Source organism: uncultured Aquimarina sp., assembly GCF_947496855.1.
In the GTDB taxonomy this organism is placed as follows: domain Bacteria; phylum Bacteroidota; class Bacteroidia; order Flavobacteriales; family Flavobacteriaceae; genus Aquimarina.
Genome location: NZ_CANMED010000005.1, coordinates 551,637 through 576,635, shown reverse-complemented (window position 1 = coordinate 576,635; position 24,999 = coordinate 551,637). Strand labels below are relative to the sequence as shown.

Here is a 24,999-nt window from a genome sequence, read left to right as displayed (position 1 = left end):
GTATTATGAAAAAACTAGCTCTTGCCATCATCAGTGTATTATGTATAGTAAGCTGTACAGAAACTAAAAAAGAAACTTCAGAAAAAATAAACGGTTCCTTAGCGCAATCCGTTGGAAAAATAAACGAATTATCTGTGGTAATAGATAATGAGTTATGGACAGGTAGTTTAGGTGATACTATACGCAAATATTTTGGAGCAGAAGTTCCTGGTTTACCACAAGAAGAACCACTTTTTTCTATGAGACAATTACCTACAGAAGGTTTTACAGGTATTGCCAGAAGAAGGAGAATGTTTCTTAAAATAGAAAAAGGAGAGGAATCCAAAGTTTATGTAGCAAAAAACAAATATGCTACGCCTCAGTTGGGGTATGTGATTACTGGCACTAGTGACGATGAAATTATCCGTTTGATTCAGGAAAGGTCTTTAGGGATGATTGATAAATACAAGAATGTAGAAACCAAAGAAAAACAGTATCGGATAAAAAAATCAGTAGAATATATTCCTCAGTTACAAGAGAAGATGGGAATCACCCTAAAAATACCTTCTGCATATCGAATTGCTAAAGAAGAAGATAAGTTCTTTTGGTTGCGTAAGGACATCAAGAACGGAGACATGAACCTTATGATTTATGAACTTCCTTTAGGATCAATACCAAAAGACTCTAATACCATTGCCAAGATCATTAAAGTGAGAGACTCCATAGGTCAATTAAAAATTCCTACCAATTCCGGAAAGTTTATTACTGAAGAAGCGTATGCACCATATTTGTATGAAACTTCTTTAGATGACAAATTTACACTGGAAACCAAAGGGACTTGGGAAATTAAAGACAGATATATGGCAGGCCCTTTTGTGAATTATGTGATTGATGATGTATCTAACAACAGGCAGTTTGTAATAGAAGGTTTTGTGCTGGCACCATCGGTAAGAAAAAGAAATTATATCTTCGAGTTAGAAGCAATTATTAAAACCATTAAATTCGATTAACCTTAGTTTTAAAATTGTAAAGTGAATGTCGATAAGTTTTGATATTAGACAAGGTTTATAATATATTTAGCGGTTCAAAAAATGTAACCAATGAATATTGTTTCTTTTATTGCGAAACAGGTTCCTGTTTCGGAAAAGCAAATCACTAAAACCATCGAATTACTGGATGATGGGGCCACGATCCCATTTATTTCTAGATATCGTAAAGAAATGACAGGTAATCTCGATGAGGTAGAGATTGGTGATATTGTAAAGTATAAAACTGCTTTTGAAGCCTTGCAAAAAAGGAAGGAAAGTGTTCTCGTAAATATCAAAGAGCAAGAACTATTAACACCAGAACTACGTAAACGTATAGAAGTGGCACAGACCTTATCTGAAGTAGAAGATCTATATCTACCTTATAAGAAAAAGCGTAAGACTAAGGCCTCCGTTGCAAAAGAACAAGGGTTAGAACCTCTGGCTAAGATAATAATGCAGCAACGTGAAGAAGAAATTCTATTTGTAGCCTCTAAATATCTAAACGATATAATTCTCAATGAAGAGTTAGCTTTACAAGGGGCAAGAGATATTATTGCAGAATGGATTAACGAAGATGAAAAGGTAAGAAATAGACTTCGTAGATTATATCAACGCAAAGCGGTTATATCTTCTGCAGTAGTGAAAACAAAAAAAGACCAAGAAGAGGCACAGAAGTATCAGCAATATTTTGAATGGGAAGAACCACTACAAAAATGCCCGTCACATAGATTATTGGCTATTCTTAGAGCTGAAAACGAAAAGATAGTAAGAGTAAAAATTACTGTTCCAGAAAATGATGCATTAGACATTATTGATGATATCATGATTAAATCAAATATCGAAGCATGTACGGATCAAATGTTTTTAGCAATTGCTGACACGTATAAAAGATTGTTAACCCCTGCAATTTCAACAGAAGTATTAAATCAGGCTAAGGAAAAAGCAGATGATAATGCAATCACGGTTTTTGCTCAAAACTTAAAGCAATTGCTATTAGCTTCTCCTTTAGGGCAGAAACGTGTTCTGGCATTAGATCCTGGTTTTAAATCTGGTTGTAAATTGGTTTGCTTGGATAAACAAGGTGATTTATTACATAATGAAAATATATATCCGCATCCACCACAACGTGAAATTATGAATGGGATAAAAAAAATCAAATCCTTAGTAAATGCATATAAAATCGAAGCCATTGCCATAGGTAACGGAACTGCAGCAAGGGAAACCGAAGCGTTTATTAAAAAAATTCAGTTCGAAGGCCCTATTCAAGTATTTATGGTTAATGAAAGTGGTGCATCCGTATATTCTGCGTCTAAAATTGCAAGAGCAGAATTTCCTAATTATGATGTAACAGTTCGTGGAGCGGTATCTATTGGTAGACGATTGGCTGATCCTTTGGCAGAATTAGTAAAAATAGACCCTAAAGCAATTGGAGTTGGCCAATATCAACATGATGTAGATCAAACCAAACTAAAAAACGAACTGGATACAGTGGTGATGAGTTGCGTAAATAGTGTAGGAATCAATGTAAATACCGCTAGCGCACCTTTATTAAGTTATGTATCTGGGATAGGAGATAAGCTAGCAGAAAATATAGTAAGCTACCGATCAGAAAATGGAGCATTAGCATCCAGAGAGCAATTAAAAAAAGTGCCTAGACTTGGAGGAAAAGCATATGAGCAAGCTGCGGCTTTTTTAAGAATTACAGAACCAGAAAACCCATTAGATAACTCAACGGTACATCCAGAACGATATAAGTTAGTCTCTAGGATGGCAAAAGATGCGGGAGTTTCTTTAAAAGAACTAATAGGAAATAAGACGGTAATCACTAAAATTAAATTGCAAGATTATATTTCTGAGGAGGTGGGATTACCTACGTTAACAGATATCGTAAAGGAATTAGAAAAGCCAGGTGTCGATCCAAGAAAGAAAGCAACTGTTTTTGAATTCGATCCCAATGTAAAAACAATTAATGATCTAAAAGCCGGAATGAAATTACCAGGAATAGTAAATAACATAACTAATTTTGGATGTTTTGTAGATATTGGTATTAAAGAAAGTGGATTGATACATATCTCAAAATTAGCGAATGAGTATATTAGTGATGTAAATGCCGTAGTTCAGTTAAACCAGCACCTGATGGTTACTGTAACGAGTATAGATTTACCGAGGAAGAGAATTCAGCTTTCTTTGGTAGATTAAAGTTTTTAAATAAAGCCAAAAAAATACTCCTTTTTATCTAAAAGGAGTATTTACTATATTTTTTATGCCCCAGCTAATTAAGGTAGTAAACTTGCAGTAGCATTTTTTTGAGTGATTTTTGTATTTTCTTCTTTGTTTACAAGATTTGTTAATCTTGTTGTTTTTTTAGTATCAGTTTTGAAACTGTTTTTTTCTAATAAAAGGTTATAAAAATCCTTTTTAGTAGTATTAGTAACTTCTTTTTTGTTCTCCTTGATCGTAATATCAAAGTTATTTGCCTTTATAAGAGCATTATAAAAATCTGCTTTTGATGCCTTAACAGTAGTTGTATTCTCATTAGTAATCTCTTGTGCACTAATACTTGAGAAAGAAAATAAAATTACGATGGTAAAAAATATAGTTTTCATAGTTTGGGGCTTTATGAAGTTACTTACTTATTTGATTCAAAATTAACACGAAATAATGGTGTAATAAAACATATGAATAACTTTTAGATGAAGTGATTTTTTATTTCGATGAAATACACAAATTTTATGGTTTTACCGTAAAAATAAAACGTTTAATATGTCAAAATAAAGGTTTTATTGATTTTTTTCGGAAACAATTCTTTATTTATTCTCTGTAAATGAGTAATATACGAGGCATTCCTAAATAGTAGTTTGTGTTTTCACAAATCGTTAACAACTGTGGTTTTTTGATTACTTTAATATGGGTTCTTTTGAGTAGTCAACGATTTATTCAATAAAAAATGCCCAGCTTATACAAGCTGGGCATTTTTACTACTATTTAACTATAGGTTATTTTTTCTCTTCTATCTTATTAGGATCTTCCTCTTCCTTAGATGCGTCTTTAAACTCTTTGATTCCACTTCCTAAACCTCTCATCAATTCCGGAATTTTTTTACCTCCGAATAAAAGCAAAACCACAGCGACAATCAATGCGATTTGCCAAGGCCCTAACATTCCTAAAAATATACTTAATGACATCATGATCTTAAAATTAGAATACAAAGTTAACAAGATTTAGGTAAAAAAGACATTTTTGAAGTGCTAAAAACTCCTTTTGTGATAATATTCACACCTATAAATAAGACTATTCACGCTTAAATAACGTTTTAAACCATTTACACTTTGAATTTACTGTAAAAGAAAAAGAGTATTTATTACAGTAAATTCAAAGTGTAAATGGTATTATTGTGGAATTTAGCATTTTTATCCCTAAACAGAATATGTATATTTGCGTAACAAACACAATTGCCCTGATAGTTGATTAATCTATGGCTAAAAAGAAAAAAGAACAAAAAAGAATTACCAAAAAACTACTAAACAAGTATCGATTGGTAATTCTTAACGAAGATACCTTCGAGGAACGAATATCATTTAAACTAACAAGGCTTAATGTTTTTGTGTTAGTTATGATTACTTCCATCGTTTTAGTTTCTTGTACAACTATTCTAATTGCCTTTACACCATTAAGGGAATACATTCCAGGATATTCTTCAACATCTCTGAATCAAAAAGCAACTAGATTAGTTTCTACTGCGGATTCTTTGGAAACTGTTTTAACCGTTAATCAGGAGTATTATAAATCGATCAAGAAAGTCTTGATAGGAGATGTTAAGACGGTAGAGTTTGATATTGACTCTGCTTTACAATCACAAAAATTAAATCCAGAAGAAGTAGATCTAAATCCATCAGAACAGGACATGAAACTTAGAGAAGAAGTTTCTAGAGAAGATAAATACAGTTTGTTCGAAAGTGAAAAATCAAGTACTGATTTTTCGTTATTTCCACCAGTAAAAGGTAGCATTACATCTAAGTATAACGTTAATGAAAAGCATTATGCAATTGATGTTGCAGTACCTAAAGATACTCCAATCAAAGCTGCTGCTGCCGGAACGGTAATTTTTGCAGAATGGACATCAGAAACGGGCCATGTGATCATATTAGAACACGGAAATAGTTTACTGACAGTATACAAACATAACGCCTCGTTGACAAAACAACAAGGAGAGTTAGTGAAGGCTGGAGAAGTAATTGCGACAGCTGGATCGACAGGAGAACTTTCGACGGGGCCGCATTTACATTTTGAATTGTGGAGAGATGGATATCCTACAGATCCATCAAAATTTATTGATTTTGAATAATAACATATAATGTCTATTAAATCATTCGGGGCAAAGATTTTTGCAAAGCATATCCGTAAAAAGATAAACCAGTGGGCGAATAACCCTATAAAAACTCAAGAAAAGGTTTTTAACAAATTAATACTGAATGCTAGAAATACAGCTTTTGGTAAAGACCATGATTTCCATACTATAAAAACACATGAGGATTTTGTTAAAAAAGTACCTATTCGTGATTATGAAGAGCTACGTCCGTATGTAGATCGCGTTGTAAAAGGAGAAAGTGATGTATTATGGCCCGGAAAACCGGTTTATTTTGCTAAAACATCCGGTACTACGAGTGGAGTAAAATATATTCCACTAACTTCAGATTCTATGCCAACACATATTCAGGCCGCGCGAAATGCAATTTTGTGTTATGTTGCAGAAAGTGGAAAAGCGGCTTTTGTAGATGGCAAAATGATATTTCTTCAAGGAAGCCCGGAACTTGTAGAAAAGAATGGAATAAATCTAGGAAGGCTTTCGGGGATTGTAGCGCATTACGTGCCAAAATATCTGCAAAAAAATAGATTACCAAGCTGGGAAACGAATTGTATTGATGATTGGGAAACAAAAGTAGATGCCATAGTCGAAGAGACCGTAGATGAAAACATGACAATTATCAGCGGAATCCCACCATGGGTACAAATGTATTTTGAAAAACTTAAACAGAAAACAGGAAAACCGATTGGAGAGCTTTTTAAGAATTTCGAATTGTTTATCTATGGCGGTGTGAACTATGAACCTTATAAAGCTACTTTCGAAAACTTAATAGGAAGAAAAGTTGCCAGTATAGAATTATATCCTGCCTCTGAAGGGTTTTTTGCTTTTCAGGATAAACAAAATGAAAAGGGAATGCTTTTGCAATTGGATTCTGGAATGTTTTATGAATTTGTAAAAGCAGACGAATTTTTTGAAGGAAACCCTAGGAGATTAACAATTAAAGAGGTTGAGATTGGGGTTAATTATGTCATGCTTATTTCTTCTAACGCTGGATTGTGGTCATACAATATTGGCGATACAGTGATGTTTACAAGTACGTCACCATATAGATTGGTAGTTTCTGGTAGAATTAAGCATTTTATCTCTGCATTTGGAGAACACGTAATTGGTAAGGAAGTAGAACAAGCTATACAGGAAGCGGCTGAGGCAACAGGAATAATGATCAAAGAATTTACGGTAGCACCTCAAATTAATCCTGATGATTCCGAGTTACCCTATCACGAATGGTTTGTAGAGTTTCAGGAAAATTCAGCAGATATAAAAGAATTTGCTATACATATTGATAATTCTTTACGAAAACAAAACACATATTATGATGATTTGATAGTAGGAAATTTGCTGACAACGCTCAAAGTTAGAACAGTTCCTAAAGATGGTTTTAACACTTATATGAAATCTATAGGAAAATTAGGAGGGCAAAATAAACTACCAAGGCTATCTAATGATAGAAAAATTGCCGATTCCTTAACAATCAGCATAGTTAAATAAGTTATATATTTGTTTGGAAAAATTTATGCCAAATTTGAAATTACAAGGAAGAACAAGATCTCAAGAAAGCTCAAGTGCCATAGAACGCATGTATATTACCATGAGGCATCTATTCAATAGAGGTTTTTATAAACCTATGGGAGTTTCTGGAGATACATTAAGAGAAGGATTACTAACACTTCGTCCGGAAATTTATGGTTCGGTAGCAGAAGAAAAAGTAGAGTTAGATGGGTTATTATATGTAATCGATCGTTTGCCAATCGGAATTGAAGAATGTCGCTATATAAATCTTACTAGTGAAGAAGGATATAAAAACTCACATTTTAAAGCAATTGTTCCTCCAAAAAGAAGAAGAAATTGTTATAGAATTGATAATGAACAGATGAATATCGAGATTACTCGCGGAAGATCAGAGATTTATGATATTCTTACACACCTTACTTTTTTGTTTATCGAATCTCATAAAATTATGAATCGAGTGGTGATCAACGAGGAAGGAAATGTAACGAGAGATTGGGATAAATTAGAAAACGCAGTAACCTCTAAAAAAGAACTTACAAAGGCAGAACGAGAAGTTGCGCTAACGCATACTGCTAACATATTAGGGAGAACTTTTCAAGAAGTAACCTCTATCTACGGTAGCTTTTCTTGTCCCGAGAATAAAGAGCGGTTTCTTCATATAATTTATTGGTTAGGTAAGTTAGCAATTGATGAATCTGTTAATGGAAATAAGAGAATTGTTACTTTTAGTCCAGTTTTAAGAGAACGTCTAGGACATCATATTCATGGAGAGCGATGGGCAAATAGCATAAAAAATAAATTGGAACAACTCAATTTATTAGAAAGACCCATACATATCATAAGCGCGAATATGCATAGTGTGATGAATACTTTGTACGCCCCAATTGCTTTAAAAACAGAACTAAAGAATAAGACTACTTTTGATATTTATGAATTGCTTAGTGAAAGCAAGAATGATAAACTTAGAGCTAGAGTAGAAAAACTAGCCCTACAGAAAGGAATGACCTATTTAGAGGATCAAAGCGGAACAAATATTAATGTTCAGATATTTGATACGTCAAAACATGCAGAAGGGGCATATGCGTCATTTATATCGGATGTTAAAAAGGAAGATAAACCAGTAATTATTGTAATGGATTATGCGTTTGGAGAACAAGCATACGAGACTATGGATGAACTGCTAAAACCATATGTAAAACCAGAAGAAAGAAAACATCTCAATGTTAAATCAGTCTCTCTGATGGGAAAAGCGGGTATTCTCGAGGGAGGAAAAGGAGATATCATGATACCTTCTGCTCATGTTTTTGAAGGAACAGCTGATAATTACCCTTTTGATAATGGACTGAAAAAAGAAGACTTAGAAGGACATGGAATTGATATTTATGATGGTTCAATGATCACTGTGTTAGGGACTTCTTTACAAAACAGGGATATATTAAAGTTCTTTCATGATTCTACCTGGAATGTAATCGGATTAGAAATGGAAGGTGCTCATTATCAAAAAGCAATTCAATCTGCCTCAAAGTTACGCGGAAGTATTAGTGCTGACGTAAAAGTAAATTATGCGTACTACGCATCTGATAATCCATTAGAAACAGGCAGTACATTAGCATCAGGAGGACTAGGAACAACAGGAGTAAAACCAACGTATTTAATTACTGAGAAGATTTTAGAACAGATATTTAAAGAAAATTAAATATGGAATATCAAAATGATGAAGTTTATTTAAAGCAAATTTTGAGTCCGGCAGGTGACTTTTTCAGATATTTGATTAGATTAATATATCAATCTATTAGGTTCTATATTAAAAAGGCTTGGCTTTTCTTGATTCTGATTATTGTTGGAATCATTGGAGGATATTTTTTAGATGGCAAATTAGGTACAGAGATTATTAAGCAAGAAGTTATTATTGAGCCAAAAATAAATTCGATTAGGTACATCTATAATATTATTGACGCCATTCCACAAAGAAAAAATGATGAAAAATATTTAGAATCACTAGGGTTACAGAAAGAATGGATAGAAAATATTAAAACCGTAAAAATCGAGCCTATATTAGCTATAGAGGATATCTTTGATTATTTGCACAGAGAATATCAAGATAAGAATTTTCAATATACGATGCAGGATTTTTCTCAAAAGGAAATGACTAGTGATAAGTTTACTTATTTTTATCAATATCATGTAATAAAAGTCTTTTTTAATGAGGAAAAAAGTTATAATAAATTAATTACAGAGACTTTATTAAAGTCAATTTATAATAATGAGCATTTTAAGGAAGAGATAGAACTTAATATCAGACAAGCTAAGGAATCTGTAAAAAATAATAAAGCCTCTCTAGAATTTATAGATGACTATTTGGCCAAGGTTGTAGAAAAATCTAATTTAGAACATAATAATAAGGAATTGGTTATTGTTTCTGACGAAACCCAAACTAGCAAACTAGCATCTTTATTGGAGCAAAAATCTAAGATTATGAATGCCATAAAGTCGGATGAAAAATCAGTTAATATATTGAATAAAGTCTTTTCAGTTGTTAGCAATTCTGATGTAGTTATAACAAAAAAAGCCCTTCAGAAGAGAATAATTATTTTTCTTCCGATACTTTTGTGCTTTATAGCAAGTATTGGATATTTTGTATTATTTATTTTTAGACAGATGGGAAGCTTCACTAAAGAAAATTTATAACTATAAAATTGATGAAACAAAATATTTTAGTAACAGGAGGAGCTGGATTTATAGGGTCAAATTATTTGAATTATAAATCAAAGTCAAGAGAAGCAGAATTAATCAATCTTGATAGTTTAACATATGCAGCAAATCTTGACAACATCAATATAAATGATGCTTGTGATTACACCTTTATAAAAGGAGATATTTGTGATGTTAGTTTAGTTCAAAAAGTTTTTTCAGAACACAAAATTGATACGGTTGTGCATTTTGCGGCAGAGTCTCATGTAGATAATTCGATAAGTAATCCAGGCGCTTTTATAAACACCAATATTGTTGGTACTTTTAATTTGTTGCAGGCTGCGTATCAAAGTTGGATGGATGCCCCAAATACTTTTAAAGAAGGAAAAGAGAATTGTAGATTTCTTCATGTTTCTACAGATGAGGTATATGGAACTCTTGGAGAGACAGGTCTTTTTACGGAGCAAACATCTTATGCGCCTAACAGCCCATATAGTGCTTCCAAGGCATCTTCTGACATGTTGGTGAGAAGTTACTTTCATACATATGGTTTGCCTGTGGTCACTACCAATTGTTCTAATAATTATGGACCAAGACAACATGATGAAAAACTAATCCCTACCATTATAAGAAAAGCAGTTTCTGGAGAGAACATTCCTATTTATGGAGATGGTAAAAACATAAGAGATTGGTTGTATGTGTTAGATCATTGTAAAGGAATTGATTTGGTTTTAGAAAAAGGAAGATTAGGAGAGACTTATAATATTGGAGGCAAAAATGAAAGAGAGAATATATACATAGCCAAAACAATATGTGAAATTCTGGACAGCGTCAAACCCTTAAAAGATCAAAAATCGTATCTTGATTTAATTACTTTTGTAACCGATAGACCTGGTCATGATTTTAGATATGCTATAGATGCATCTAAAATAGAAAATGAATTAGGTTGGACTGCTGAAGAAAATTTCGAATCAGGAATAGAAAAAACCATTAATTGGTATTTAGAAAAATATAAAAGCTAACGATATTACCCCTTTGAAGGGGGCTAGGGGGATGTTATCCTTCACAATAACATTTAAAAATGAAAGGAATCATATTAGCAGGAGGGTCAGGAACACGTTTGCATCCGCTTACCTTAGCAATAAGTAAGCAATTAATGCCAGTATATGATAAACCGATGATTTATTATCCGCTTTCTACTTTAATATCTGCGGGAATTCGAGAAATTTTAATTATTTCTACTCCACAGGATGTACCTTTATTCGAAAAATTATTAGGAGATGGTAAAAAATATGGATGTGTGTTTGAATATGCAGTTCAGAAAGAACCGAATGGATTAGCAGAAGCATTTATTATTGGCGAAAAATTTATTGGAAAAGATAAGGTTGCGTTGGTTTTAGGAGACAATATTTTTTACGGTTCTGGTTTGGAAGAACTTTTAGAAAGTAATAATGATCCGAGTGGAGGAATCATCTACGCATATCACGTGCAGGACCCTGAAAGATACGGTGTAGTGGATTTTGATAGCAAAGGAAATGCAATATCAATAGAAGAAAAACCAAAATTCCCCAAGTCTAATTATGCTGTTCCGGGAATTTATTTTTATGATAATGAGGTTGTTAGAATCGCTAAAAATATCAAGCCAAGTGAAAGAGGAGAATTAGAGATCACTGATATAAACAATGAATATCTTAAACAAGCAAAATTAAAAGTAAGCATATTAGATAAGGGTACTGCTTGGTTAGATACTGGAACTTTTAATTCGCTTATGCAAGCCTCACAATTTGTTCAGGTAATTGAAGAAAGACAAGGATTGAAGATTGGCTCAATCGAAGAAATAGCCTATAAACAAGGCTTTATAACTAAAGAACAGCTTCAGGAGTTGGCAAAACCTTTAGTTAAAAGTGGTTACGGTAAATATTTATTGCAATTGGATTAATATTCTTTTTTTTGTCATTCCAGCGTAGGCTGGAATCCAGCTTTAATAGATATAAGGTATAACAGAATACATATGCAAATAGAAAAAACATTTATAAAAGGTTGTTTTATATTAAAGCCAAGAGTATTTAAGGATGAAAGAGGTTCTTTTTTTGAGAGCTTTAATAAGAATAAATTTAAAGAAGTAACAGGGTTGGATATAGACTTTGTTCAGGACAACCAGTCAATTTCTACAAGAGGAGTTTTAAGAGGGCTGCATTTCCAAAAAGGCGAATATGCTCAAGCAAAGCTAGTAAGAGTATCAAGGGGTAGCGTTTTAGATGTAGCTGTAGACCTAAGACAGGATTCACCTACTTTTGGAAAACATTTTACAATAGAATTAAATAATCAAAATAATTACCAATTATTTGTTCCAAGAGGCTTTGCTCACGGATTTATTGTGTTAAGTGATGAAGCTGTTTTTAACTATAAATGCGACAATTATTATAATAAAGAGGCCGAATCCGGCATTAGATATGATGATCCAATTTTAGGAATTGATTGGCAATTAAAATTATCAGAAATTTTATTATCAGGGAAAGATAATATTTTACCTAATTTTAATGAATTAAATAAATAACACAAAGTTCTTTTTATTTTTAGAAAACACAGTACCTTTGCGGCACTTTTAAAGGATCAACAGTAACTGATTATGAACAATAAAGAAAACACCTCTGAGGAAATAGATTTAGGACAGTTATTTAAATTGATAGGAGATGCGTTTAACAAACTATTTCGATTTATTAGAAATATTTTTAAAGGATTATTTCATCTAGTCATACTTTTTCTTCAGTTCATTAGATTACATTTTATAAAATTTGTGATAGTAGGTGTAGTTGGTTTAGCTATAGGTTGGTATTGGGATTCGGTTTCAAAACCTATTTACAGATCTTCAATGATTGTAGAGCCGAATTTTAGTAGTACGCAACAATTATATAATAATGTAGAGTTTTATAATGAACTAGCAAAAGAAGAGGTGTTTAAAACTTTAGCAGCGTCTTTGAAAATATCTGATAAAGAGGCAGCAACTATTACCAAAATTGAAATTGAAGCATTTACGGATGAAAATCAAAAATTAAGACAGTTTAGTGATTTTATTTCTACGCTGGATTCTGTTTCTAGAATAAGTTTTAGTTATCAAGAGTATTTAGAAAATTTTAACAACATTAATGCAAGATTCCATAAAATAGAATTAAATGCTACTGATCCTGAAGTAGCAAAAAAATGTCAAAATGCAATCGTTAGATCTATCGAAAACAATAAATATTTCAAAACACAGAAAACAACGAATGATCTAAACATTGAATTAAGCGAAAAAACTATTGAAGAACAATTAAAACAAGTAGATTCTTTAAAAATGTTTTACCAAGAACTAAAAATCTTGGAACTTAAAAAGCCGGAAGGAACTTCGGGAACAAGTATAAATTTATCTTCTGACAGTAATCAGTTAGATCGCTCAGAAATTACTCTATTAGATCGTTCAAAAACGCTTAATTACGAAATTCAAAATCTTAATAATAAAAAGGCAAATACGGAAAATATTGTCAATGTAATCTCTGATTTTCCAGATAAAGGAGGACGAGTAAATGATTTCTTAACAAAGAAAAAAGTATTACTTCCTTTGTTTTTAATACTACTTAGTTTTATAATACTTAGTTTATTGTCTTTAAACAACTATTTAAAAAAGTATAATAATTCACAACATTAATAATTATTACTGTTTAATGACTGATCTATTCCAAAATAAAGCCGTCAAATAATAATGAATAGCCAAGACAGAAGTAATATTAGAGTATTGGTTACTGGAAGTAAAGGACAATTAGGTCAGTGTATTAAACTGGCAAGTGCAAATTTTATTAATTTGGAATTAGTTTTTACAAATTCTAAAGAATTTGACATTACGAATAACGAATCAATTAGTAGTTTTCTTAAAGAAAATCATTTTGATTATGTTATTAATTGTGCCGCCTATACCAATGTAGAAAAAGCTGAAAAAGAATCTCAAAAAGCTTTTTTAATTAACGCTGAAGGAACAAAGAATATAGCAGAAGCTTGTAAAGTAAATGATGTTCGATTGATCCATATATCGACAGATTATGTTTTTGACGGAAATAAAAATACTCCCTATATAGAAAATGATATACCCAACCCTATTAATGAATACGGAAAATCTAAATTAAAAGGAGAACAATACATTCAGGAAATACTTAAAAAGTACTTCATTATAAGAACCTCATGGTTATATTCAGAATTTGGGAATAATTTTTTCAAAACGATTATAAAGAAATCAAGGACAGAAAAAAAACTATCAATAATAACTTCCGAAACAGGGTCACCTACAAACGCTAATGATTTAGCAGAGTTTGTACTAGAAATTATTAGGAGCAAAGTTGATAAATACGGTATTTATCATTTTAGCAATGAAGGTGAAGCAACTTGGTATGACTTTGCAAAAGAAATAATTTATAACTTAGGCAAAGTTGACACTATTAAACTAGAAAAAATAGATAATTACCCTACTTTTGCAAAACGGCCGGACTATAGTGTTTTAAATAAAAAGAAAAGTATGGAATCTTTTAGTTTAAATATTTTGAATTGGAAGGATTCATTGAAAAAATTACAATCAAATACTAGATGAAAAAAAACCTAATCGTTTTTGGAACAAGACCAGAAGCTATAAAAATGGCTCCTTTAGTAAAAGAATTTCAAAAGCACTCAGATGTTTTTGAAACAAAAGTTTGTATCACTGCCCAACATCGGGAAATGTTAGATCAAGTATTATCTTTTTTTGAGATTGTACCAGATTATGACTTAGACTTGATGAAACCCAATCAAAACCTACATGGATTAACTTCTGATATTATAACAGAGTTAAAGCCTGTATTGGAAGAATTTAATCCGGATTTTGTTTACGTACATGGAGATACAACAACAACAATGGCCTCAAGTATAACAGCATTTTATTCGGGAGCAAAAGTATGTCATGTAGAGGCTGGTTTAAGGACTTTTGATATGAAATCTCCATTTCCAGAGGAAATGAATAGATGTGTGACAGGCGTTATTTCTGATATTCACTTTTCTCCTACAGATACCTCGAAACAAAACTTAGTAAAGGAAAGTAAATCTGAAGATTCTATATTAATTACAGGAAACACTGTCATTGATGCATTACAATTTAGTGTAAATAAGGTTAATAATGATGGCTTTAATGATGATGAAATAGACAACCTTAAGAAGGTTGTAGATGCTAGCAAAAGATTAATCCTAGTTACAGGACATAGAAGGGAAAATCATGGTCAGGGATTTATAAATATTTGTGAGGCTTTAAAACAGCTTGCAATAAAAAATTCAGATGTCCAGATTATATATCCAGTACATTTAAACCCTAATGTCCAAAAACCGGTATATGAGTTGTTAGATAAAGTTGATAATATACATTTAATAGCGCCACTTTCATATCCTGCATTTGTATGGTTAATGAATCAATCATATTTAATAATTACTGATAGCGGAGGTGTTCAAGAAGAAGCACCAAGTTTAGGTAAACCAGTATTAGTGATGAGGGATACAACAGAAAGACCTGAGGCTGTAGATGCAGGAACAGTAATTTTGGTAGGTACCAATAAAGAAAGAATAATAAAAGAAGCACAACAACTATTGAATGACAAAGAATCTTATGAAAGTATGAGTAAATTACATAACCCATATGGAGATGGAAAAGCTTGTCAGAGAATAGTAGAATATATATCAAAATTGTAAAAATGAATAAGAAGCCAAGTGTTGTAATGGTTGGTTTGGGATATATAGGGCTCCCAACAGCTGCTTTAATTGCTCAGAATAGAATATATGTGCATGGTGTTGATGTGAATCCAAAAGTAGTGGATACGATTAATGCTGGAGAAATACACATTATAGAACCAGAATTAGATGAGGCTGTTTCCGAAGCAGTTAACAATGGATATTTAAGAGCAGCAACTGAACCTGTTGAAGGAGATAACTATTTGATAGTTGTCCCTACACCTTTTAAAGATAAAAATGAACCCGATATTTCTTTTGTTGAGGCGGCAACAAGAGCTGTCCTACCATTATTAAAGAAAGGTGATCTTTATATTATTGAGTCTACTTCTCCTGTTGGAACTACGGAGAAAATGATGGAGTTGATTTATTCTGAAAGACCTGAGTTAAAAGGGAACCTTAATATTGCATACTGTCCAGAGAGAGTGTTGCCAGGTAACGTTATGTATGAGTTAGTGCATAACGATCGAGTGATTGGTGGAATAGATTCAGCATCTACAGAGAAAGCTGTGGCTTTTTATCAACAGTTTATAAAAGGAGAACTACATAAAACAAATGCCCGCACAGCAGAGATGTGTAAATTAGTTGAAAATTCTTCTAGAGATGTTCAAATTGCATTTGCTAATGAACTATCATTAATCTGTGACAAAGCAGATATTAATGTTTGGGAGTTAATAGATTTAGCTAATAAGCACCCGAGAGTTAATATTTTGCAACCTGGATGTGGTGTAGGAGGACATTGTATAGCAGTTGATCCGTATTTCATAGTTGCTGATTATCCAATGGAATCTCAAATTATTGGAAAAGCACGAGAAATAAACAATTATAAATCTTTTTGGTGTGCGGAGAAAGTCAAAAATGCAAAGCTAGAATTTCAGTTAAAACATGGAAGAAAACCTAGTATTGCAATAATGGGTCTAGCATTCAAACCGGACATTGATGATCTAAGAGAATCACCAGCAAAATATATCGCACAAAAAGTACTTCAAAATGCGAATAACGAAGAATATTATATCGTAGAACCAAATATAGAAACACATAGCGTGTTTAAATTGACAAATTATCAAGAAGCAGCTAAAAAAGCTGATATCGTTGTTTTTTTAGTTGCGCATAAAGAATTTAAAACATTGAGCGTTTCTAAGGATACGGTAATATTGGATTTTTGTGGTATCTTGAATAAATAAACAAAATAATGAATTATAGAAAGCTATTATTAGTTATTCTTACTGTAGTAACCTTTTTGTTTTCTTGTAATAACGACAAAAGAAAAGAAAATAAAGAGGATGTAAATACAGAAGAATCTATCAACGATAAAACTGACAAAAAGGAAGTAGAAGAAAAGAAAGTCAAATTACCAAGTAATATTGTACAGTTAAATGATAAAGAGTTTAAAGGTGATGGTATTATTGTAACTAAGTTTCAGGTTAACCATCTAAGCGAAAACAAGTATATTTATAAAATCTTTTTTAAAACAGAAGATATTGAATTATTGAAAAGCGGCAATTACGCTGTTTTCATACAAAATTATCCGTATAAGGACGATCTAGAATTTCTTGCAGAAAACTTTAAGAAAACTGGAATTGAAAGTTATTGGTTAAATCTTAAAACAGCGAAGGAATATAAAGATGAATACGTTGTTTTTAGGTCTTTTAGTACCAATATTGAAGCCTTTGAAAAAACCATAATTGGAGTGAGGAACATGAGTGCTAAACAGAATTTACTGAAAGAAGAATTTCAGGACTCATATATATCGAACTAAGAATCTTTACAATATTTTATATTAATTCCATAACTAGATAGTTTATGAATGTATTGAATTTGATAGGTAGAACTAATGAACTATTTTCAGAAGATATTGCTAATAATGAAGGTGAATTAGCGAAAATTGTATCATCATCATCTTTTTTGGTTATTGGTGGAGCAGGTTCAATAGGTCAGGCGGTCACAAAAGAAATCTTCAAAAGAAATCCAAAAAAATTACATGTTGTTGACATAAGTGAGAACAATATGGTGGAACTTGTGCGAGACGTAAGAAGTTCTTTTGGGTATATTGAGGGAGATTTTCAAACATTTGCTTTAGATATAGGTTCAGAAGAATATGATGCATTTATTGCTAATGATGGTCAATATGATTATGTGTTGAATCTATCAGCTCTAAAGCACGTAAGGAGCGAAAAAGACCCTTTTACGTTGATGCGAATGATTTATGTCAATATTTTTAATACTGAAAAAACACTACTTCAATCGATAAAAAAAGGAACCAAAAAATACTTTTGTGTGTCCACTGATAAGGCGGCAAACCCTGTTAATATGATGGGAGCATCAAAACGTATAATGGAAATGTACCTGATGAAACGAAGCAAGGATATTAAGATATCCACTGCCAGGTTTGCCAATGTGGCGTTTTCTGATGGTTCTCTATTATATGGATTTGATCAAAGAATTAAAAAGAGACAACCTATAGTAGCTCCTAATGATATAAAAAGATATTTCGTAATACCGAAAGAATCAGGAGAATTGTGTTTAATGTCATGCATTTTTGGTGAGAATAGAGATATATTTTTTCCTAAATTAAGTGAAAGTTTACACCTTATTTCTTTTGCGGATATAGCGGTAAAATACCTGGACGCATTGGGGTATGAACCATATTTATGCAGTGATGAAAATGAAGCAAGAGAATTAATAAAGACATTACCCGAACAAGGCAAATGGCCTTGTTTATTTTCTAAAAGTGACACAACAGGAGAAAAAGATTTTGAAGAGTTCTTTACAGAAAAAGAGACACTAGATATGAATAGGTTTCATAACCTTGGAATTATTAAAAATGATTTGAATTTTGACAACGAGAAGATTGAACTTTTTACCAGAAAAATTCAGGATATGAAAAAAAATAAAAACTGGAATAAGGAAGAAATAGTGGAATTGTTTTTTGAAATGATTCCTGATTTTGGACATAAGGAAACAGGTAAATATTTGGACAGTAAAATGTAAATATATGCACAAAGAATTTATATCCTTTGTAAAAGAAACATACAATACGGATGATTTTATCCCATTACATGCACCTGTTTTCATTGGAAATGAAAAAAAGTATCTTAACGATTGTATAGATAGCACTTTTGTTTCTAGCGTTGGAAAATTTGTAGATCAATTTGAAGAAGAAATGAAGCGATTTACTGGGGCGAAATATGCTATAGCTACAGTGAATGGAACAGCAGCATTACATATTGCTTTGTTAATGACAGGAGTAGAACAAAATGATGAGGTGATAACTCAACCATTAACTTTTATTGCTACTGCAAACGCACTGAGTTATATTGGGGCACACCCAGTTTTTGTAGATGTGGATAGAGATACTTTGGGCTTGTCTCCAGAAAAATTAGAAGATTTTTTATCAAAAAATACAGAAATAATAAACGGGCAATGTATCAATAAAACTTCAAAAAGAAGAATAAAAGCTGTTGTCCCTATGCATACTTTTGGTTTGCCCTTGAGGATTAAAGAACTCGTAACTGTTTGCGATAAGTACAATCTAGATGTTGTTGAGGATGCAGCAGAATCTCTTGGGAGTTATTGTAATGATAGGCATACGGGTACTTTTGGCCTTTTAGGTACTTTTAGTTTTAATGGAAATAAAACGATAACTACAGGTGGTGGTGGTATGATTGTTACCAATGACGAAAAGTTGGCAAAAAAAGCAAAGCATATCACAACAACGGCAAAAATTCCACATCGCTGGGACTTTGAGCATGATATGATTGCATATAACTATAGATTACCTAATATAAATGCTGCTCTAGGATGTGCACAAATGGAAAAACTTCCTTTGTTTTTAGAGAAAAAGAGAAATCTGGCAAAAAAATATCAGACATTTTTTGAAAATACATCGTTTACATTTATTACCGAACCCGATAAAACAACCGCTAATTATTGGTTGAATGCAATTATTTTAGAAAATCTTGAAGAAAGAGATAATTTTCTTAAAGAAACAAATGATAATGGTATAATGACCAGACCAATATGGAAATTGATGAATAGTTTAGTGATGTTTAAAAATGCGCAAACCAGTAATTTAGAAAATTCGCAATGGTTTGAAGAACGTGTTATAAATATTCCTAGTAGTGTTATAATATGAAGCCGATATATATCATTGGGGCAGGAGGAGCTGCAAAAGAGATTTATTTACTAATAGAAGAAATTAATGCGCTCCATAGAACATATGATTTCAAAGGGTTCGTGGATGTGGATAATAACGAATCATTGCAGATAGGTAGCAGAAAATTGTCAATAATAAAAGAATCTACTTTTATAAATAATCAAAAAGAAAATGTTTCGATAGTATTTGGTATAGGAGATACTAATAGATTAAAAAAGATTGTACAAATCTATCAAAACAATCCAAGTTTTGAATTCCCAAATGTGATTCACCCAGATGTACATCTGGACGAAAGTGTAAAATTAGGAATAGGCAACATAATTACGACTAAATGTGTTTTTACCGTGGATATAGCAATTAAATCCTTCAACTATATTAATAGAGGTGTTCATATTGGGCATGATTGTATAATAGGCTCATATAATGTTTTAAATCCTTGTGCCGTTATTTCTGGTGGGGTAATGATCGAAGATGAAAACCTGATAGGTACCAATGCTTCAATACTGCAATATTTAAAAATTGGGTCTAAAAACAAAATAGGCGCCGGAGCAGTAGTCACAAAAGACGTATCAGATGAAACTTGTATGATTGGAGTACCGGCAAAAAACAAAAAGTAATGAAAAAAACCTTAATTATTGCTGAAGCAGGAGTAAACCATAATGGAAGTATTGATCTTGCTAAAAAACTAATAGATGCTGCCGCTTCTGCAGGTGTTGATTATGTTAAATTTCAAACCTTCGATTCAAAAAAATTAGTAAGCAAGAATGCTGAGAAGGCATCCTATCAAAAGGAAACTACTAATAACACTTCTGAATCACAATTGGAGATGCTTCAAAAGCTTGAACTAAGCAAAGAGATGCACTTGGAGTTAATTGATTATTGTAATACAAAAAGTATTACATTCTTATCTACCGCTTTTGATTTAGATAGTATTGACTTTTTAAATAAATTAAATATAGATTTATTTAAGATTCCTTCAGGAGAAATTACTAATTTACCTTATTTGAGAAAAATAGGAGGGTTAGGCAAGCCGATTATAATATCAACAGGAATGGCTACTATAGAAGAAATAAGAGATGCCATGAATGTATTAATTGATGCGGGGGCTCATAAAAGTCAGATTTCAATATTACATTGTAATACTCAATACCCTACACCAATGAAGGATGTTAATATGCTGGCAATGAATACCATAAAAAAAGAATTTGACGTACCTATAGGATATTCGGACCATACACTTGGAATTGAAATTCCGATTGCAGCTGTTGCTTTAGGAGCGACCGTTATCGAAAAACATTTTACGCTTGACAAAACAATGGAAGGTCCAGATCATAGAGCATCTTTAGAGCCAGAAGAACTAAAGGCCATGGTACAGGGAATTAGAAATATAGAAGTCGCCTTTGGTCACGGACGAAAAGAGCCTAGTGATAGTGAAGCACAGAACAAAAGTGTTGCCAGAAAAAGTATTGTTGCCACCAAAAAAATCAAAAAAGGAGAGGTCTTTACTATTCAAAATATTACTGTTAAAAGACCCGGTACTGGAATTTCCCCTATGCTATGGGACGAAGTGATAGGCGCTAAAGCCATAAAAGAATTTGACGAAGACGAACTAATAATTAAATAATGAATAAAGTTGAAATTTTTCACCATAAGTCTGTTTCCCTTGAGTTAATTAAAGAAACTTTTGAGGCTTCCTTTAATGTTGATTTTGATAAAGAATACTGGAATTGGCGATTTTTGAAAAACCCCAATAATGAAAAGGTTTTTATTTCTTACATTATTGAAGATGGTGTTTTGGCTGCCTATTATGCAGTATCTCCAATGATATTATCTCATGGAGGTAGTGAATATAAAGTTGCTTTATCCAACATGACAATGACTCACCCAGATCATAGAGGTAAAGGGTATTTTAAATTACTTGCAGGTTCTCTTTTTGATAATTTAAAGGAAGAAGGATTTATTGCCGTGTATGGTTTTGCAAATCACAATTCGCATTATGGCTTTCGAAAATATTTGAATTGGCAAGATCTATCAGCTCTGAATATTTTTAGTGTTATTCCTCAAGATTATAGACCTATAAAGAATAAGGATAATTCTATAAGTTTTCAAATCGAAAAAGTATCGCCAGAACTAATTAAAAATATTTCGAAACTACAAGCTGCAGAGTCTAATCAAGTTTTGATAAAGAGGGATGTAGATAATATGTTGTGGAGGTTGTTGGATAACCCCGATAATGATTACAAGGCTTTGGTAGGGAGAAAGAATGGAGGTATTGTGTCTATTATGTTTTTCAAAGAATATAACGGTGAAATAGATATCATGGAGTTTTTCTACAATATGAATAACACAAATAACATGGTTAGTTTAAGTGTTTCTGAACTTATGGAGAAGTATAATGCTAAGATTAACTTATGGAGTAACCTTCACACCGAAGAGCACATTGGTTTAGAAAAGTTGGGTTTTAAAGAAACAGGATTCAACACTTACTTTGGAGTCATTCCTTTGATAGAAAATGAAGCAATTTTACGTTACAAAAATTGGCATTATAGATTTTTAGATTCAGATATATTTTAAGATGAAAATACTTGCAATCACAGGAGCTCGCTCAGAATTTGATTTATTAAGCAGCCTTTATGACAAACTACATGAGGATGATTTTTTTGAGTTCAAAATTATAGTAACAGGGGCACACTTATCCGACACATTTGGAAAAACTATAAAAAATATAGAGGATAAAAAATATCCAATTGCCGATAGGATTTATAACTTGGTGGATACTAGCGAGAAAATAGGTAGAATTATTTCGCTTGGAAATCAAATACCCGCGTTTGCTCAGACTTTTCAGAGAGAAAAACCAGATTTGGTATTAGTAGCAGGTGATCGCGAAGAAGCTATATCGGTATCAATGACTGCAGCATATCTGGATATACCTGTTGCGCATTTTTTTGGAGGAGATATTGCCAAAGATGGTAATATCGATAATTCAACAAGATACGCGGCAAGTAAATATGCTCATCTTCATTTTGTGACGCTAGAAGAACATAAAAAGACGCTTATAAAACTAGGAGAGGAAGAAGATAGAATATTTGTAGTAGGAAATCCAGCAATAGATAATATTGTCTCAACCCCAAAACTAAGCAGAAAACAAGTATCAGATAATATTGGTTTTGATATTGAAAGTTATGACTACCTTGTTTTAATTAAACATCCAATAATTACAGAGATTGAAGATCAAAGAAGGCAGATGGAAGTTATATTAGATGCAATATTAGAATCAAATATTAAATGCTTGGTTAATTATCCAAATTCTGATGCTGGAAATAGAGAAATAATTGAGGTTATCGATGAATATACTTCAAAGAACGAATCTCTTTTTGTTTTTAAGAACCTTGATAGATTAAATTATGTAAATCTACTTAGAAATGCCACTTCTTTGATAGGTAACTCAAGTTCAGGTTTACTAGAAGCGCCCTCTTTTGGGTTGCCAGCAATAAATATTGGAAGTAGACAACGAGGTAGAATACACGGAAATAATGTACTGTTTATAGATCACAATAAATTAGAAATAAAAGAGGCTATAAATAAGGTGAGAACCGATAAAGAATTTTTAAAACGTGTAGAAAACTCAGATTCTCCATATGGAAATGGAGATACAACAGAAAAAGTAAAGGAGATTTTAAAAAAAATAAAATTGGACAATAATTTGATCTACAAAAATATTACGTATTAATGAAAAATGTAATTGTTATATCGGCTCATCCAGATGATGAAATTTTAGGCTGTGGAGGAACCCTACTGAAACACAAAGATGATGGAGATAAAATTGATTGGTTGATAACAACAAACATATTTACAGATCAAGGTTTTAGTGAAGAAAGAGTGTCATCAAGACAAGATGAAATAGAACAAGTAAAAAATAATTTAGGAATCAATCAAGTATATAAACTTGACTTTCCTACGATGACCTTAACGGATGATTCATTAATAAAAATGATTCCGATGATAAGTGAAGTGTTTAACGAATCAAAGCCCGAGATTATTTATGTTTTGAACAGATCAGATGCTCATTCGGATCATTTGATCTCATTTAAGGCAACAATGGCATGTACAAAATCGTTCAGATACCCATTTATTAAAAAGGTATTAATGTATGAGTGTATATCCGAGACCGAATTTGCTCCAGCATTACCAGAAAATATTTTCATCCCTACTTATTTCGTAGATATTAGTAAATATCAATTGGAGAAGAACAAAATTATGAAAATATATAAATCAGAATTAGGAGAACACCCTTTTCCAAGAAGTATTAGAAATATAGAAGCTTTGGCGGTTTATAGAGGAGCAGTTGCAGGAGTTGAGTATGCAGAGGCTTTTCAGGTTTTAAAATGGATAGATAAATAAATGTTGATACAGGTTTGTGTTTTTATTATTAATAATAACTAAACAATTTAATGAGAAATTATAAAGAACATCTACTGCAAACAGAAAGTACAATTAAGCAAGCTCTTTTGAAATTAGATGAACTAGCAGGAGATGCCATTTTATTTATGGTTGATAAGGACGATAAACTTATAGGTTCTTTAACAGATGGAGATGTTAGAAGAGGACTTATAAAAGGTATTACAATCGATAGCAGGGTAAATGATATTATACAAGATAACCCTCGATTTATAAAAAAGGGAGAAGAAAACATTCAAAAAATTGTAGAATATAGAGAAAGCAATTTTAAAATACTTCCAGTTATTGACAAAGATGACAAAGTTGTTAATGTAATTAATTTTAGAATTGCACGATCATATTTGCCAATAGATGCCGTTATTATGGCTGGAGGAATGGGAACAAGATTAAAGCCGTTGACTGATTCTACACCAAAACCACTATTAAAAGTAGGTGACAAACCAATCATGGAGCATAATCTTGATAGATTAGCATTATATGGAATAGATGATTTTTGGGTGTCAGTAAAATATTTAGGAGAACAAATTGAAAGTTATTTTGGAGACGGTAGTGGTAAAAACACAAAAATCGATTATGTCTGGGAAGATGAACCATTAGGAACTATAGGTGCCGTTTCAAAGATCACAAATTTTGAACATGATTATGTGCTAATTACAAACTCTGATGTATTGACGAACCTGGACTATGAAAACTTTTTTTTAGATTTTATTGAGCAGGGCGCAGATTTCTCTGTAGTCACGATACCTTATCAAGTCAATGTACCTTATGCGGTATTAGAAACAAGTAATGGGCAAATAACGAGTTTTAAAGAAAAACCCACCTATACATATTATTCTAATGGCGGAATTTATTTAATGAAACGCTCCGCATTACGTTTTTTACCACAGAATTCTTTTTTTAATGCAACTGATTTAATGGAAAAATTAATTAGTGAAGGATTGAAAGTAGTATCATATCCATTGGCAGGATATTGGTTGGATGTTGGTAAACATGAAGATTTTGAAAGAGCACAAAGAGATATTAATAAAATAAAGTTTTAA

At 32.0% G+C, this 24,999-nt stretch carries 24 protein-coding genes; 22 read left to right on the top strand and 2 right to left on the bottom strand.

Annotated features, from left to right (window positions below; genetic code table 11):
* The first annotated feature begins 5 nt into the window (after positions 1-5).
* Complete coding sequence (locus Q0921_RS17405; RefSeq protein ID WP_299259111.1) at positions 6-989, top strand: DUF4837 family protein; 984 nt, start codon at positions 6-8, stop codon at positions 987-989.
* A gap of 90 nt (positions 990-1,079) precedes the next feature.
* Entirely contained in the window at positions 1,080-3,206 is a 2,127-nt protein-coding gene (locus Q0921_RS17400; protein WP_299259109.1) for a Tex family protein, read from the top strand.
* Between the two features lie 77 nt (positions 3,207-3,283).
* Here Q0921_RS17400 and Q0921_RS17395 read toward each other — a convergent pair whose 3' ends face one another.
* The gene (locus Q0921_RS17395; protein WP_299259107.1) at positions 3,284-3,613 is read right to left on the bottom strand and encodes a hypothetical protein; all 330 of its coding nucleotides are present in this window, start codon (positions 3,611-3,613) and stop codon (positions 3,284-3,286) included.
* Positions 3,614-4,003: 390 nt separating this feature from the next.
* Complete coding sequence (tatA, locus tag Q0921_RS17390; RefSeq protein ID WP_299259106.1) at positions 4,004-4,195, bottom strand: twin-arginine translocase TatA/TatE family subunit; 192 nt, start codon at positions 4,193-4,195, stop codon at positions 4,004-4,006.
* A gap of 287 nt (positions 4,196-4,482) precedes the next feature.
* Between tatA and Q0921_RS17385 the strand changes: the two genes are divergently transcribed.
* The 20 genes from Q0921_RS17385 to Q0921_RS17290 all read left to right on the top strand — a co-directional run bounded on the left by Q0921_RS17385 (position 4,483) and on the right by Q0921_RS17290 (position 24,999).
* Positions 4,483-5,352 carry a M23 family metallopeptidase gene (locus tag Q0921_RS17385; protein ID WP_299244466.1) on the top strand — a complete coding sequence of 290 codons (870 nt, stop codon included), beginning with the start codon at positions 4,483-4,485 and terminating at the stop codon, positions 5,350-5,352.
* Between the two features lie 9 nt (positions 5,353-5,361).
* Positions 5,362-6,861 carry a GH3 auxin-responsive promoter family protein gene (locus Q0921_RS17380; RefSeq protein WP_299259104.1) on the top strand — a complete coding sequence of 500 codons (1,500 nt, stop codon included), beginning with the start codon at positions 5,362-5,364 and terminating at the stop codon, positions 6,859-6,861.
* Between the two features lie 25 nt (positions 6,862-6,886).
* Positions 6,887-8,578, top strand: a complete 1,692-nt coding sequence (locus Q0921_RS17375) for a hypothetical protein (RefSeq protein ID WP_299259102.1) — start codon at positions 6,887-6,889, stop codon at positions 8,576-8,578.
* Positions 8,579-8,580: 2 nt separating this feature from the next.
* Complete coding sequence (locus tag Q0921_RS17370; RefSeq protein ID WP_299259100.1) at positions 8,581-9,570, top strand: hypothetical protein; 990 nt, start codon at positions 8,581-8,583, stop codon at positions 9,568-9,570.
* An 11-nt stretch (positions 9,571-9,581) separates the two neighbouring features.
* Positions 9,582-10,595 carry a dTDP-glucose 4,6-dehydratase gene (gene rfbB, locus Q0921_RS17365; RefSeq protein ID WP_299259098.1) on the top strand — a complete coding sequence of 338 codons (1,014 nt, stop codon included), beginning with the start codon at positions 9,582-9,584 and terminating at the stop codon, positions 10,593-10,595.
* A gap of 59 nt (positions 10,596-10,654) precedes the next feature.
* Positions 10,655-11,512 (top strand): glucose-1-phosphate thymidylyltransferase RfbA, encoded by an 858-nt coding sequence (gene rfbA / locus Q0921_RS17360; protein ID WP_299259096.1) that lies wholly within the window; start codon positions 10,655-10,657, stop codon positions 11,510-11,512.
* A gap of 72 nt (positions 11,513-11,584) precedes the next feature.
* Positions 11,585-12,130, top strand: coding sequence for a dTDP-4-dehydrorhamnose 3,5-epimerase (rfbC, locus tag Q0921_RS17355; protein ID WP_299259094.1), 546 nt, complete (start codon positions 11,585-11,587; stop codon positions 12,128-12,130).
* Positions 12,131-12,202: 72 nt separating this feature from the next.
* Complete coding sequence (locus Q0921_RS17350) at positions 12,203-13,258, top strand: hypothetical protein (protein WP_299259092.1); 1,056 nt, start codon at positions 12,203-12,205, stop codon at positions 13,256-13,258.
* Between the two features lie 54 nt (positions 13,259-13,312).
* Positions 13,313-14,188 carry a dTDP-4-dehydrorhamnose reductase gene (rfbD, locus tag Q0921_RS17345; RefSeq protein WP_299259090.1) on the top strand — a complete coding sequence of 292 codons (876 nt, stop codon included), beginning with the start codon at positions 13,313-13,315 and terminating at the stop codon, positions 14,186-14,188.
* The gene (wecB, locus tag Q0921_RS17340; RefSeq protein ID WP_299259089.1) at positions 14,185-15,309 is read left to right on the top strand and encodes a non-hydrolyzing UDP-N-acetylglucosamine 2-epimerase; all 1,125 of its coding nucleotides are present in this window, start codon (positions 14,185-14,187) and stop codon (positions 15,307-15,309) included. The genes rfbD and wecB overlap by 4 nt, the downstream gene beginning before the upstream one ends.
* 2 nt (positions 15,310-15,311) lie before the next feature.
* Complete coding sequence (gene wecC, locus Q0921_RS17335; RefSeq protein WP_299259088.1) at positions 15,312-16,529, top strand: UDP-N-acetyl-D-mannosamine dehydrogenase; 1,218 nt, start codon at positions 15,312-15,314, stop codon at positions 16,527-16,529.
* Positions 16,530-16,537: 8 nt separating this feature from the next.
* The gene (locus Q0921_RS17330; protein ID WP_299259086.1) at positions 16,538-17,104 is read left to right on the top strand and encodes a hypothetical protein; all 567 of its coding nucleotides are present in this window, start codon (positions 16,538-16,540) and stop codon (positions 17,102-17,104) included.
* 44 nt (positions 17,105-17,148) lie between these two features.
* On the top strand, positions 17,149-18,336 hold the full coding sequence (locus Q0921_RS17325) for a UDP-N-acetylglucosamine 4,6-dehydratase (RefSeq protein WP_299259085.1): 1,188 nt from the start codon (positions 17,149-17,151) through the stop codon (positions 18,334-18,336).
* A gap of 4 nt (positions 18,337-18,340) precedes the next feature.
* Positions 18,341-19,480, top strand: coding sequence for a LegC family aminotransferase (locus Q0921_RS17320; RefSeq protein WP_299259083.1), 1,140 nt, complete (start codon positions 18,341-18,343; stop codon positions 19,478-19,480).
* Positions 19,477-20,118: a NeuD/PglB/VioB family sugar acetyltransferase gene (locus Q0921_RS17315; RefSeq protein WP_299259081.1), complete on the top strand. Its 642-nt coding sequence runs from the start codon at positions 19,477-19,479 to the stop codon at positions 20,116-20,118. The genes Q0921_RS17320 and Q0921_RS17315 overlap by 4 nt, the downstream gene beginning before the upstream one ends.
* Positions 20,118-21,125, top strand: coding sequence for an N-acetylneuraminate synthase (neuB, locus tag Q0921_RS17310; RefSeq protein WP_299259079.1), 1,008 nt, complete (start codon positions 20,118-20,120; stop codon positions 21,123-21,125). The genes Q0921_RS17315 and neuB overlap by 1 nt, the downstream gene beginning before the upstream one ends.
* A complete protein-coding gene (locus tag Q0921_RS17305) occupies positions 21,125-22,075 on the top strand; it encodes a GNAT family N-acetyltransferase (protein ID WP_299259077.1) in 951 nt (316 codons plus the stop codon). Before neuB ends, Q0921_RS17305 begins: the two co-directional genes overlap by 1 nt.
* 1 nt (position 22,076) lies before the next feature.
* Entirely contained in the window at positions 22,077-23,231 is a 1,155-nt protein-coding gene (gene neuC / locus Q0921_RS17300) for a UDP-N-acetylglucosamine 2-epimerase (RefSeq protein ID WP_299259075.1), read from the top strand.
* On the top strand, positions 23,231-23,902 hold the full coding sequence (locus tag Q0921_RS17295) for a PIG-L family deacetylase (RefSeq protein WP_299259073.1): 672 nt from the start codon (positions 23,231-23,233) through the stop codon (positions 23,900-23,902). The genes neuC and Q0921_RS17295 overlap by 1 nt, the downstream gene beginning before the upstream one ends.
* A 50-nt stretch (positions 23,903-23,952) precedes the next feature.
* Positions 23,953-24,999: a nucleotidyltransferase family protein gene (locus Q0921_RS17290; protein WP_299259071.1), complete on the top strand. Its 1,047-nt coding sequence runs from the start codon at positions 23,953-23,955 to the stop codon at positions 24,997-24,999.